The sequence below is a fragment of the Streptomyces sp. NBC_00388 genome, from assembly GCF_036061255.1.
Classification (GTDB): Bacteria; Actinomycetota; Actinomycetes; order Streptomycetales; family Streptomycetaceae; genus Streptomyces.
Genome location: NZ_CP107948.1, coordinates 1080319 through 1092080, shown reverse-complemented (window position 1 = coordinate 1092080; position 11762 = coordinate 1080319). Strand labels below are relative to the sequence as shown.

At 68.7% G+C, this 11762-nt stretch carries 13 protein-coding genes and 2 pseudogenes; 9 read left to right on the top strand and 6 right to left on the bottom strand.

The features are described from left to right. Positions 1-64: 64 nt before the first annotated feature. The 3 genes from OG917_RS04985 (at position 65) to OG917_RS04975 (ending at position 2540) form a co-directional block, all read left to right on the top strand. A complete protein-coding gene (locus tag OG917_RS04985; protein ID WP_328316301.1) occupies positions 65-1267 on the top strand; it encodes an aromatic acid exporter family protein in 1203 nt (400 codons plus the stop codon). A gap of 185 nt (positions 1268-1452) precedes the next feature. Further along, positions 1453-1779, top strand: coding sequence for a plasmid stabilization protein (locus tag OG917_RS04980; RefSeq protein ID WP_328316300.1), 327 nt, complete (start codon positions 1453-1455; stop codon positions 1777-1779). 80 nt (positions 1780-1859) lie between these two features. Beyond that, positions 1860-2540 (top strand): HAD family hydrolase, encoded by a 681-nt coding sequence (locus OG917_RS04975; protein ID WP_328316299.1) that lies wholly within the window; start codon positions 1860-1862, stop codon positions 2538-2540. A 47-nt stretch (positions 2541-2587) separates the two neighbouring features. On the opposite strand, the gene OG917_RS04970 is transcribed toward OG917_RS04975, so the two are convergent. Continuing rightward, positions 2588-3118 carry an adenylate kinase gene (locus OG917_RS04970; protein WP_328316298.1) on the bottom strand — a complete coding sequence of 177 codons (531 nt, stop codon included), beginning with the start codon at positions 3116-3118 and terminating at the stop codon, positions 2588-2590. 145 nt (positions 3119-3263) lie between these two features. On the opposite strand from OG917_RS04970, the gene OG917_RS04965 reads away from it, so the two are divergent. Beyond that, on the top strand, positions 3264-3803 hold the full coding sequence (locus tag OG917_RS04965; RefSeq protein WP_328316297.1) for an EF-hand domain-containing protein: 540 nt from the start codon (positions 3264-3266) through the stop codon (positions 3801-3803). 76 nt (positions 3804-3879) lie between these two features. Here OG917_RS04965 and OG917_RS04960 read toward each other — a convergent pair whose 3' ends face one another. Further along, positions 3880-4638 (bottom strand): ALF repeat-containing protein, encoded by a 759-nt coding sequence (locus OG917_RS04960; RefSeq protein ID WP_328316296.1) that lies wholly within the window; start codon positions 4636-4638, stop codon positions 3880-3882. Between the two features lie 318 nt (positions 4639-4956). On the opposite strand from OG917_RS04960, the gene OG917_RS04955 reads away from it, so the two are divergent. After that, positions 4957-5763 (top strand): lysozyme, encoded by an 807-nt coding sequence (locus OG917_RS04955; protein ID WP_328316295.1) that lies wholly within the window; start codon positions 4957-4959, stop codon positions 5761-5763. Between the two features lie 93 nt (positions 5764-5856). On the opposite strand, the pseudogene OG917_RS04950 reads toward OG917_RS04955, so the two are convergent. Beyond that, positions 5857-6345: pseudogene (locus tag OG917_RS04950) on the bottom strand (helicase-related protein); the annotation flags it as partial. Between OG917_RS04950 and OG917_RS04945 the strand changes: the two are divergent. From OG917_RS04945 to OG917_RS04935, 3 genes and pseudogenes are all read left to right on the top strand, one after another. Then, positions 6298-7524 carry a sensor histidine kinase gene (locus OG917_RS04945; protein ID WP_328321662.1) on the top strand — a complete coding sequence of 409 codons (1227 nt, stop codon included), beginning with the start codon at positions 6298-6300 and terminating at the stop codon, positions 7522-7524. The pseudogene OG917_RS04950 and the gene OG917_RS04945 overlap by 48 nt on opposite strands. Beyond that, positions 7496-8708, top strand: a pseudogene (locus OG917_RS04940) (PP2C family protein-serine/threonine phosphatase). Before OG917_RS04945 ends, OG917_RS04940 begins: the two are co-directional and overlap by 29 nt. Further along, on the top strand, positions 8709-8891 hold the full coding sequence (locus OG917_RS04935; RefSeq protein WP_328316294.1) for a hypothetical protein: 183 nt from the start codon (positions 8709-8711) through the stop codon (positions 8889-8891). It begins immediately after the preceding pseudogene. A gap of 734 nt (positions 8892-9625) precedes the next feature. Here OG917_RS04935 and OG917_RS04930 read toward each other — a convergent pair. The 3 genes from OG917_RS04930 to OG917_RS04920 form a co-directional block, all read right to left on the bottom strand. After that, positions 9626-9772 carry a hypothetical protein gene (locus OG917_RS04930; RefSeq protein ID WP_328316293.1) on the bottom strand — a complete coding sequence of 49 codons (147 nt, stop codon included), beginning with the start codon at positions 9770-9772 and terminating at the stop codon, positions 9626-9628. A 14-nt stretch (positions 9773-9786) separates the two neighbouring features. After that, on the bottom strand, positions 9787-9921 hold the full coding sequence (locus tag OG917_RS04925) for a hypothetical protein (RefSeq protein ID WP_328316292.1): 135 nt from the start codon (positions 9919-9921) through the stop codon (positions 9787-9789). 67 nt (positions 9922-9988) lie between these two features. After that, positions 9989-10363 (bottom strand): SH3 domain-containing protein, encoded by a 375-nt coding sequence (locus tag OG917_RS04920; RefSeq protein WP_328316291.1) that lies wholly within the window; start codon positions 10361-10363, stop codon positions 9989-9991. Between the two features lie 118 nt (positions 10364-10481). On the opposite strand from OG917_RS04920, the gene OG917_RS04915 reads away from it, so the two are divergent. After that, positions 10482-11663, top strand: a complete 1182-nt coding sequence (locus tag OG917_RS04915) for a helix-turn-helix domain-containing protein (protein WP_328316290.1) — start codon at positions 10482-10484, stop codon at positions 11661-11663. The last annotated feature ends 99 nt before the right edge of the window (positions 11664-11762 follow it).

The window sequence follows — 11762 nt, the reverse complement described above, 5'->3', positions numbered from 1 at the left end:
CTGGCCTGCGGCATGCACGCCAGACCGGCGTCGTGTCCGCCTGCCCGCCCGCGGAAGGAACGACGTGACCGACAGCAGCAGCCCACGGCCCGCACAGGCCGGGCGACTCGGGCGCCTGCGGCAGCTCTGGCAGCGCCGGCACGCGCCAGGCGCGGAGAGCCCCGAACGGCACAGTCTGCTGCTCATCGGCAAGAGCACGCTGGCGGCGACCCTGGCCTGGGTGATCGCCTTCTACCTCATCGACGCGCAGTCGCCCGCGTTCGCTCCGTTCTCCGCCGTGGTCATCATGCACGTCACCGTGTACCAGTCCGTGGTGCAGTCACTGCGCTACGTGGGCGCCGTGGTCGCGGGCGTGGCGGTGCAGGCCGCCCTCGGCTTCCTCGTGGGGCCGGATCTGCTGACGTTCGTGCTCGTCGCGGTGATCGCACTGTCGATCGCCCGCTGGCCCCTTCTCGGCGTCCAGGGCCCCCAGGTCGCCACGGCAGCGTTCTTCGCCTTCGCGACGTACAGCAGCGCCACGGACAGCACGATGCGCGTCACCCGGCTGACCGAGATCGTGCTGCTCGTGGTGGTCGGCTGCGCGGTGGGAACCGCGGTGAACCTGCTGGTCGCCCCTCCGATGAGGTACCGCAGCGCCGAGCACGGCATCCGGGTGCTGGCCGGGGCCCTCCACGGCCTGGCGCACGAGATCCCGCCCGTCCTGCGGGAAGGAGCGCCCGACGGGGAGGCCACAGCGCGGTGGCGGCAGCGGGCCGCGGACACCGGCGGCATGATCACTCAGGCGCGCGAGGGCCTGCACACCGCACGGGAGAGCGTGTACTTCAACCCGCGCGGGCTGCTGCGGCGCCATCAGGGGCACGTCGTGTTCGACGGGTACGAGTCGGTCCTGGCGGCCCTGGAGCGCACGCTCCATCAGATGGCGTCGCTCACGAGGAGCCTCGACCAGTGGCAGGAGCCCGAGGCTCCCGTCGAGTACCGGGGCTTCCTGCGCCGTTACGCGAGTCTGCTGGACGCGGTCGCCGAAGCCGCGCTCGCACTGAGCACCCTTGACGAGACCACCCTGCCCCAGCAGTCGGGCCGCCTCACCCGACTGGCAGCGGAGGCGGTGGAGCATGGCCGCGAGGTGGCCGAGGCGGCGTCGGCGGACGATCTGCCCCTGGGCGATCCGCGGCAGCCGTACGGCGTCCTGGTCATCGAGGGGGCCCGTCTCGCCGAGGAGATCCAGTACACGAGTGACACCCTGCGCAGTTGGGTCACCGACACCTGACCGCGTCGTCCGCCGCGACGGCGGGCCGGGTACGCGGTGCGCGACCGGGCTGCTCCGCCGGGGGCGTCGCGCCCGCGCCTCCCGGATTGCCGGGGCGTGCTTCTGGCCGGAGTGTGTGAGGTGCGCCGGGATCGGGGCAGGCGCAGAGACAGAGGCAGATCCGACATCACCCGGAGGAGTACGTCATGCCCGCAGGATCCAGCCGGAAGCGCGAGCGTCAGTACGAGCACGTCAGGGACAGCGCCGAAGCACGAGGCACATCGAAGGGCCGGGCCGAGGAAATCGCCGCGCGCACCGTCAACAAGGAACGCGCGCGGTCCGGGGAGGCCAAGTCCCCCGGCAGGGTCTCCACCCGTGACCCGAAATCCGCCTCCCAGCGCGGTGGCGAACGCTCGCACAGCGGTGCGCAGGGGCCGACGAAGGACCAGCTCTACGAAGAGGCGAAGAAGAAGAACGTCGAAGGCCGCTCCTCGATGAACAAGCAGCAGCTGCGCAAGGCCGTCGGGCGCTGACTCCGCCGGAGCACGGGCCGCAGACCACAGATCGCAGAGAGCAGACCGCAGACCGCGGACCGCAGAGGGCAGGAACTCACATGGAGCGCGCAGCACTCTTCGACGTGGACGGCACCCTCGTCGACACCAACCATCTGCATGTGGTGGCGTGGTGGGAGGCTCTGAGGCAGGCCGGTCACACCGTACCGATGCCTGCCATCCACCGGGCGGTGGGTCTTGGCTCCGGTGACCTGCTGGAGCACCTGCTCGGCAAGGGGCGGGACCAGGGCCGGGACGGGGCGATCAGCGCCGCCCACACCACACTGTTCGGCACCTTCTTCGAGCGGCTGCCCGCATTCGAGTCGGCGGGTGAACTGCTCCGGACGCTCGCCGGACAGGGGTGGCGCATCGTGCTGGCCACCTCGGCGGGCGGGCCCGAACTGCAGGCGCTGCGCCGCGCCATCGACGCCGACGACGCCATCGCGGACACCGCGAGCGCGGACGACGTTTCCGAGGGGAAACCGGCCGCCGAGCCCGTGGAGCACGCACTGGAGCTCGCCGGGGTCCCCGCGCGGCAGGCCGTGTTCGTCGGTGACACGGTCTGGGACATGGAGGCCGCCTCGCGGGCCGGGGTCCCCGCCGTCGCCCTGCTCTGCGGTGGCATCCCGCAGACCGACCTGGAGCGGGCCGGCGCCGGCAGCGTCTACCGCGACCCCGCCGACCTCCTGGCCCGGCTCGGACACAGCCCGTTCGGCGCCGTAGCGCCCGGCGCGGGCTCCTGAACGGGCCCGGCTGCGGCGCCGCTGCCGCACAGGAAGACGCTGTCTGATCAACCGTCGCGGCGGAGGGCCCGCAGCCAGGCCGCCGCCTGCGCGGGGCGCTCGAACCGGATCACGTGCAGCGGCTCGGGACGGGGTCCGCCCGCGCGCCGGCGGATGTCCTCCCGGCGTGCCGCGTGCTGGGACCACGCCCCCCACGCGGGGTGGTCACGGTGGAACCACTCCGCCGGCGTCTCCCGGTTCCCGCCGAACACCCGCTCGCGCAGCACGGTCCTGCGCAGCGACCGCCGCAGGACCCGCGACATGACGACCCGCCTCGGACAGTCCAGCCAAACCACGGTGTCCGCCCGCTGCCACAAGAGGTCGCGGACCCTGGGGTAGCCGTACGAGTCGAAGATCCAGGCAGGTGCGGCGGCGATGCGCGCCACGTCGTCGGCGAACGTTTCGTTCACCGCCCAGCCGGGCCCGGCAAAGTACAGCGCGTCCATCTCGTGGTACGGCACACTGCGGCGTTCGCTCAGTGCGCGGGCGAGTGTGGTCTTTCCGGCCCCGGTGGTACCGGCCACGAGGATGCGTTGCATCGGGGCAGGCTACTGGGGGTGATCGTTCGCGCATATGTGCCCGTGGGAACGAGGGCGTGTCCCGGCCTACAGTTGCACACGGCCAGTCCCGTACGGCGGTTGCCGGCGGTGGCGTGGTTCGCGTCTGCGTCGAGGGAGGCTGCTCGTGGCCAGTGCGTTTCAGGAGCGCAAGCTCAGGGGGATGTTCACCGCGTTCGACGCGGACGGCGACGGTTTTCTGTGCGAGGACGATTTCCGCGCGCTCGTCGCCCGCTGGAACCGACTGCCCGCGGCCCGGCCCGGGACCGAGCTCGGCGCGCGGGTCGGGACGCTGCTGATGGGCTGGTGGTCGGCGCTGCTGGAGACCGGTGACGCCAATGGGGACGGCGTGATCGACATGAGTGAACTCCTCGCACTCGTGGACAAGTTGCCCGCCATGGTCGCGGACGTGGAGGCGACGGCCGACACCATCTTCGACGCCGTGGACGCCAACGGCGACGGCGTCATCTCCCCGGAGGAGCACCGCAGTCTCGTCGAGACCTGGAACGGTCGGCCCGTCGATATGACGGGGGTCTTCGAACTGCTCGACCTGAACGGCGACGGTCACCTCAGCCGCGATGAATTCACGCTGCTGTGGCGCCAGTTCTGGATCAGCGATGATCCCGCCGATCCGGGGAACTGGCTCTGCGGCCGGTTCCCCGGATAGGCGTGGGCGCGGCGGCGAACGCACAGATGCCGGACCTGCGGGCACGGCGCGCCGGCCCCTGTGAGCAGGACCGGCCTCAGCCGTTCACCTCGTACTGCCCGGTCACCCGGAAGTACCGCAGGGCCTCGGGAGAACCGTCGTCGAGCACCTTGTTGACGGCTGCACGCATGGCGGGGCTGATGTCCGCATCGGTCAGCATGCGGACGATGTAGACGGAGTCGTCCTCGGCCTGGGCGAGCCGGTAGCCGGTCTCCCGGAAGGCGCGTACTGCTTCCGGGGTGTCGACGCTGAGAGCGTCGTTGCATCCCTTGATGACTGCCTTGTCGCCGTTGTTCGTGGCCAGGTAGAGGAGGTGGGAGATGGCGACTTGGTCGTCCTCGAACTGGGCCTTCGGGTACCCGGTTTCCAGGAAGGCGCGTGCCGCTTCGGGGGTGCCGGCGTCGAGGGCGTCGTTGCATCCCTTGATGACTGCCTTGTCGCCGTTGTTCGTGGCCAGGTAGAGGAGGTGGGAGATGGCGACCTGGTCGTCCTCGAACTGGGCCATCCGGTACCCGGTTTTCAGGAACGTGCGCATGTCGTCCACGGTGCCGCCGAGAGCCTTGTTGGCTTCGCGGACGACGCCCTTGCCGCTGTTCACGGCCAGGATGTCGGCTATCGCGGCGCGCAGTTCGGCTTCCGTCATCTGGTCCACCGGCGTGTCCTGCCCGGTTTCGGGCCCGACTGTCGCGGAGGCGGACGTGCCCGCCGGGGCGGCGGCGAACGCCGGGGCTGCGAGGAGCAGGGCGGGTGTGAGGGCGGTGACGGCCACGAACAGTGCGGCGCGGGTCGGTCTCATGAGTGTGTGCCTCCACGGGCGGGCTCGGGGGGAGGTCCCCTTCTGCACCGGAGGCGCCACCCTATCCAGAGTGATGCCTTGGTCGAACAGGATTCCGGATCATTGCGCGTCGCCGTCCTCTCCCGGGCTGAGCCGCTGCCTCTGCGCTGCGTAGCCTCTCGGCCGTCCCGGACTTCGACTGCCCCCGCCGTACGTCATATCGGGTGATATGAGCTGTGTGCTCCGCGCGCCTCACGACGCGCCCTCCGGGCTCCGCGCAGGCTGGGCCCTGACCTTTGGAGGCGCCTCATGTCTGTGCCCGCCTGCACACCTCGCCGGATGTCGACTGTCCTGGCCGCCCTGGCCGTGGGTATCCCTGCCCTTGCTCTCGCCCTGTCCAGCACCGCAGTCGCCGCCCCCGGCGTCCCCGAGCCCTCTCACCCCGGGGACGACTCCGCCGGCTCCCAGATCCTCAGGCATGAGGGCACGAGCAGGACGGGTGTCGCACTCCCCGCCACCTGGGGCACGGAGGGCGTCGACGTCAGCAGCCATCAGCGCAACGTCGCCTGGTCCGCGGTGCGGAAGTCCGGTGTGAGGTACGCCTATATCAAGGCGACGGAGTCCACCAGTTACCGGAACGCGTACTTCGCCCAGCAGTACAACGGGTCGTACAAAGCCGGCATCATCCGGGGCGCTTACCACTTCGCCACCCCGAACACGTCCAGCGGTGCCACCCAGGCGAAGTACTTCCTCGCTCACGGGGGCGGCTGGTCCAAGGACGGCAAGACCCTGCCCGGCGCTCTGGACCTGGAGTACAACCCGTACGGCGCCACCTGCTACGGGCTGAGTCACCAGTCCATGGTCAACTGGGTCAGGGACTTCTCCCGGACCTACAAGGCGAAGACCGGCCGGGACGTCGTCCTGTACACCTCCACCAACTGGTGGAAGTCCTGCACAGGCAACAACTCCGGCTTCGCCAGGACCAATCCGCTGTGGGTGCCGCACTACGGTTCGTCCGTCGGAGTCCTGCCCGCGGGCTGGAAGCTGCAGACCATGTGGCAGTACACCTCCAAGGGGGCGGCGGTCGGCGACCACAACCGGTTCAACGGGAACATCGACCGGCTGAAAGCCCTCGCGAACGGCTGACCGGGCAGGTGGAGGGCGACTCACGCCGGCCTGTGTCCGGGCGGCAGAGCGGCCTCGGCGGGGCCAGGCTCCCTTCCGGTAAGACCGTCGGGGTCAGCGGCCCCTGCGTACCCGGGCCGCCGCGCGTGCTTCCGCCGCCTTGCGGGCGTCGGCCGTTCTGCGGGACTCCTTGGGGCCGCCCGGCCGAGTGCCCATGCCGCGGAAGGGGGCGTTGCCGCTGCCCTTCCCTTCGACCGGCGGGCGCTTCGCCCCGGTGATGGCGGTCAGCTTCTCCTCGCCGGAGCGCACCTGGGTGACCGTCGGCCGAATCCGGGCGTCGGCCATGATCTGGTTCACGTCCCGCCGCTGGTCCGGGGTGACCAGCGTGACCACGTTCCCGGATTCCCCGGCGCGGGCCGTACGCCCGCCACGGTGCAGATAGTCCTTTGCGTCGGCAGGCGGGTCGACGTTGACGACGAGGTCGAGCGCCTCGATGTGAATGCCTCGCGCCGCGACATTGGTGGCCACCAGCACGGTGATCTCGCCGCCCTTGAACTGCGCGAGTGTGTGGGTGCGCTGGGGCTGCGACTTCCCGCTGTGCAGCAGGAACGCATCGCGCGTCCGCTCGCGGCCGCGCCCGCCGGCTCCCCCTCGCCCCTGGCAGCTGAACGGGCCGCGGAGGGCAAGGCGGCCTTCGACAAGGTCCGTGCGGCATTGCACAGCCAGCAGGACCGGCTGCGCGCGGACCGGGCCCGGGCCCGGGACGACCTGTTGGCCACGACGACCTTGCAGAACTGGGTGTTCGGCGCCATCGCGCTGCTCATCCTCATCCTCATGGCCCTTGTCTTCGAAGGGCTGCGCCGCGGCATCAACAGGCCCTTGGAGCAGCTCGGCGGGGACGCCCGCACCATTGCCGGCGGCGATTTCGACCACCCCATCGACCCGATGGGCCCGGCCGATCTGCGGCACCTGAGCGGCGAGATCGACTTCATGCGCCGACGGCTCGTACGGGAACTCGCCTACAGCGAAGAGGCACGTTCCCGCCTCGACGCACAGGCCGCGGACCTTCAGCGATCCAACGCGGAGCTGGAGCAGTTCGCGTACGTCGCCTCGCACGACCTGCAGGAACCGCTGCGCAAGGTCTCCAGCTTCACCCAGCTCCTTCAGCGGCGATACGGAGAACAGCTCGACGCCCGAGCCGACCAGTACATCGGCTTCGCAGTCGACGGGGCGAATCGCATGCAGGTCCTCATCAATGACCTGCTCGACTTCTCACGGGTCGGACGCGTGCACAACGCCCACGAGAGCATCGAGCTGGACGCCTTGCTGGAGCAGGTCCTCTCGGGGCTGAGTGTCAGCATCGAGGAGGCCGGAGCGACGATCACCCACGACCCACTGCCTGCCCTGGTCGCCGACCCCACCCAGATGGGCGTGCTCTGGCAGAACTTGATCGCCAACGCCGTCAAGTTCCGCCGGCCCGACGCGGCACCGGACATCCGCGTCACGGCTGCCCGCGACGGTGAACTGTGGCAGTTCACCGTCACCGACAACGGCATCGGTATGGCCGAGGAGTACGCCGACAAGGTCTTCGTGATCTTCCAGCGGCTGCATACCAAAGACACCTACAGCGGCAGCGGCATCGGCCTCGCGATGTGCAAGAAGATCGTGGAATTCCACGGCGGCACCATCAGGGTCGACACGGCACACCCCGGCCCACACCGCAGCGGCGGATACCACCGAGCCGACCTACCGCATCCTCCTCATCGAAGACGATCAGGGTGACGCACTGCTCGTCGAAGAGCTCCTGCACGACACGGGACTGCGGTTCGAGCTGACCACCCGGACCACACTGGCGCAGGCCCGTGCCGAACTGACCGGCGCCGTGACCGACTGCATTCTTCTCGACCTGTACCTGCCCGACGTATCGGGCATCGACGCGGTCACCGCCGTCCGCGCCCTGGCCCCACACGCCGCGATCATCGTCCTGACCGGACTGTCCGAGGCCCAGGCGGGTGCCGACGCCATGGCTGCGGGAGCACAGGACTACCTCGTCAAGGGGAAGGTCGAAGCGGACCTGCTGCGCCGCACCGTTCGCTACGCCGCCTACCGGAGCCAGACCGAACGCGCGAGCGCCGAAGCCCAGGCCACCCGGCTGCGGGCAGAGGAGAACACCCGTCTGCAACGCGGCCTGCTGCCCCAGCCACTCCTCGACACATCCACCGTGGAAGTGACCTCCCGCTACCTGCCCGGCACGGCGATGGCCCTGCTCGGCGGGGACTTCCTCGACGTGGTGGAGGCAGACGACGGCCTGCTCCACGCCCTCGTGGGCGACGTCAGCGGCCACGGCCCCGACGCGGCTGCGCTCGGGGTCTGCCTGCGGATCGCCTGGCGCTCCCTGATACTCGGGGGGCACCGGGGCGAGGGTCTGCTGCACCTGATGGAACGCATCCTGATCGCCGAGCGCGATAACCAGCAGCTCTTCGCCACCTGCACCCTCCTCACCCTCGGCCTGGGAGCGGCCACCGCGACCCTCCACCTCGCCGGCCACCACGAACCCCCTCCTCACCACCGCCGATGGCACCCACGAAGTGACGGCCACCCACGGCATCGCGCTGGGCATCATGCCCGGAACGCACAGCTGGCCGTCGACCGTTATTCCGCTCCCGCCCACCGGAGCCCTGGCCCTCTATACCGACGGCCTCACCGAAGGGCACAACGGGGCAACGGGCGAGCGCCTGGGCGTAGAGGGGCTGCTCGCCCTGATGGGGAAGCTGCCGTTGGCGGACCCGGCCGCCTACGTCGACTTCCTCATTGTGGAAACCCATGAACTGAACGCCGGACGGCACTCGGACGACCTCGCTGTCCTCCGCCTGGACTGGAGCAGCAGCGGGCCGCAGAACCGGGGGTTCGCCGTGCGTGCGGAGCCGGACCGCCACGGTTCTTCAGTCGGCCCGCCGATCGAGTAGATGGTGCATCCCAGGGGCCGCTTCAGCTCGGTGACCATCCCGGCGGACGTCGTTCCGTCCGACCAGCGGCACGAGGAAGCACGGGCCGGCAGTGGGCAGTGGGCGGCGGTCCCGAAGGAGGGTTTCCACACGCTGCGGCACACCTACGCCTCGGTCATGTGGGAGCCGGAGAGTCCGTCGTGACCTCTGGCTCGGTTGCTCGGACACTCCTCGCAGGCGATCACCCTCGGTTACTATGCTCACTTCATGCCGGAAGCCGCCGGCAAGGGGCGCGGCACCACCGAGGGTCTGCTGGGGGAGCGGGGAGACCGGCTCGCCGGCCGATCGATGCGGCTGTACCCACCCCTGAACTGCGCGGATAAATCTTTCAACGTCTTTCGGGGTCGTGCTGCGTTACGCGGTCGATTCTCCCCACGAGCTCCCCAGGGTGGTCGATACTCCCCAGATTCTCCCCAGGAAGCGCCGTTGCGGCGGGCCTGGTGGCACGGGACGTCATGCCACCGGAGGCGCTTCCAAGGGCACGTTGAGTGACTGCCTGTGAGGGCAGGGCGGAAGCCTGGCGCCGAGCGGATGAGCGCAAGGCGTGAGTCTGACTCTGCCTGAGCAGGGCTCAAGTTCGAACCCGCCGTCGGAAGTCGACGTCTTTCCGATGACGCACCATGTGGAGGGCGTCGCCATCCTCGAACCGGCCGCAAAGGCCGTCTGGCCTGGGGGTTTGGGTGGTGTGCGTTATGTGCACGGTGGGCGTTACGGGCGATATCTTGACGCTGAAATGACGCCCTCCGAGGCATCTTGACGCTCGTTCTGATGGAGCGTGAGGCGACCTGTTGGGCAGGTCAGGCCCTCTCGGGGTGGCGTATATCGATGGGGCGTCGAGGGCGGGCGACGCTCTGCGCGGAGCTGCCGGCTCTCGATGGTCAGTTGTCCCGGAAGAGGGGGAACTTCCACACGATTCCGTTCAGGACCCTGCGGTCGTCCGGCCGCTTCCGCCCCCGCAACGACTTGGGCGGCAACGCCCGGACGAACTCCCGCTCAAGATCCGACAGTTCATGACGACGTAGCACGACGCCATGATCCGCTAGAGATGATCATGCGAAGACGCTGCCTGGGCCTGGGACGCCAGCTCATCGATCAGCCGGTCGTCCACCGCCTTCACCGGCAGCGGCTCCAACGACTCGACTGCCTGGGCCTCGGTCACGTGCTCACTGGTCATCGGTGCATCCTCCATGATCGGGAGTTGCACCGAACGACTTACAGTCCCGAGCGGCATCGCCACGGACTCAACAGTGTTTGGTCGCACCGTGGTTATTGAGGTTGTCGTCCGAAGTCCAGCCCTCGATGCTCGTTCCATCGACGCGGACGTGGGTCCAGGTGTTGCCGTAGCTGTTGGTTACGTAACAGTGGTAGTACAGGTGGGCGCCTGCGGGGACCGTAGTCGTCAGGTTGGCGCACGCCGAGTACGGGCCGGACTTCAGATGGGTGCCGCTCTTCGTCATGTAACCGTCGCCGGCGTCGGGGTTGCTCCATCCCCATCCGCTGCAAGAGACAGCGGCAGCCGGTGCGGCAGTGAGCAGAGCGTTCGTGGGGATGGCCAGGCCCAGGAGGGCTGTGGAAAGGATCGCCATCTTCTTGGTCTTCCGAAAGCGAGCGTTCAAGGTGATCTCCTCTCAAGCTGCCGCGCACTGTGAGACATCGCGGCAGGTCGCTGTCAGATCTTCGGTGGGGAGTAGACAGAACTACTGCCTCTCCAGCCACATCCACTAAGGACAAGACATGACGCTAGATCGAACACCTCAGCCCGCAAAGTGCCTGGCGCGCCATACACAGGGCCTCACACGCCAAAACGACCTGCATCACCAGGGCAAGCCGGAACACCTGGGCACCACGGATATCCCGCAGTCTCCCGGCACGGTGGCGGCAGCCTTCACCCGCCTGAACGCCACAGCTGCCACACGGCTTGGGGTCAGCTCGGACAAGTACGCCGACCTGGTCGGCATGGCCCCCCAGTATCTGGCGAACGACCGCTACCGCACTCCGGCATCCACCAATGTTCGCATCTGGGAACTCATGACCCTGCAGGCCCCATGGCATGAGGTCTCAATGCACATGGCCTACCAGAGCCCTCTCGGAACCCTGGGGCTCTGGGACTACCTCATCACCCAGGCGCCAACACCGCTGGAAGGACTCCGCGACGCAGCTCGTTTCGTCGCGACGGTGGCTGACGCCGGCACCGAGGCCCTCCGTATCGAGGAAAAGGGGCAGCACATCACTCTCAGCCACATCAACGCGGCTGACCTCACCGACGATGTCGCATCCGCTATACGGGCCTACTCCCTGAGCCTGTTCCAACTTCGGATCAGCGAGAGCGCTCGCCGAGCCGTCATACCTACCAAGGTCTCCCTCGCTGCCCGAGCCCCCCGATCCCACCAAGGCCTCATACACCTCTACGGCACTAACGCCATCGACTTCGCCAGCCCCGTCAACTCCATCACCTTCAAGACCGCGGACCTCATTACGTCCCAGCCACACGCCCCCGGCCTGTCCTCCCTTCTTCGAAGACATGCAGAACAGCAGCTCGCTGAAGCTGTTCCGCTGCGCGACTGGCTCGACATATTCCGCGCTACCCTCCGGGCCGCCCAGGACTCCGAGATGCCCACCCTCAAGGATGCGAGCCGGCAGATGTCTCTCAGCACCCGCACACTCCAACGCCGCCTTGAGGAACATCAGACCACCTGGTCGCAAGAACTCCAGGCACTACGCCGCGAACACACACTCCGTCTGCTCTCCATAACCGGCTTGTCCCTCAGCTCCATCGCCGACCGAGTCGGCTATGCCGACACCGGCGGCCTGCGCCGTGCCGTCCAGCGCTGGACCGGGCAACCTGTCTCCGCGGTCCGTGACCACGACGCCGACTGCCATACGACGAAACCGTCAATCGCTCGAGACGGCTCCTGACATCAGCAAATGGGCAGGACGGCCCGGTGCAGGTTCCGGGGTGTACTGGCACGTGAGTTCATCAGGAGCGTGCCGAGCCCTCCACCCGCCTCGAACATG

Coding starts and splice junctions, on each gene's coding strand:
- OG917_RS04980 (WP_328316300.1), top strand. CDS start 1,453: ATGCCCGCAGGATCCAGCCGGAAGCGCGAGCGTCAGTACGAGCACGTC.
- OG917_RS04975 (WP_328316299.1), top strand. CDS start 1,860: ATGGAGCGCGCAGCACTCTTCGACGTGGACGGCACCCTCGTCGACACC.
- OG917_RS04970 (WP_328316298.1), bottom strand. CDS start 3,118: ATGCAACGCATCCTCGTGGCCGGTACCACCGGGGCCGGAAAGACCACA.
- OG917_RS04960 (WP_328316296.1), bottom strand. CDS start 4,638: ATGAGACCGACCCGCGCCGCACTGTTCGTGGCCGTCACCGCCCTCACA.
- OG917_RS04955 (WP_328316295.1), top strand. CDS start 4,957: ATGTCGACTGTCCTGGCCGCCCTGGCCGTGGGTATCCCTGCCCTTGCT.
- OG917_RS04935 (WP_328316294.1), top strand. CDS start 8,709: ATGGTGCATCCCAGGGGCCGCTTCAGCTCGGTGACCATCCCGGCGGAC.
- OG917_RS04925 (WP_328316292.1), bottom strand. CDS start 9,921: ATGACCAGTGAGCACGTGACCGAGGCCCAGGCAGTCGAGTCGTTGGAG.
- OG917_RS04915 (WP_328316290.1), top strand. CDS start 10,482: ATGACGCTAGATCGAACACCTCAGCCCGCAAAGTGCCTGGCGCGCCAT.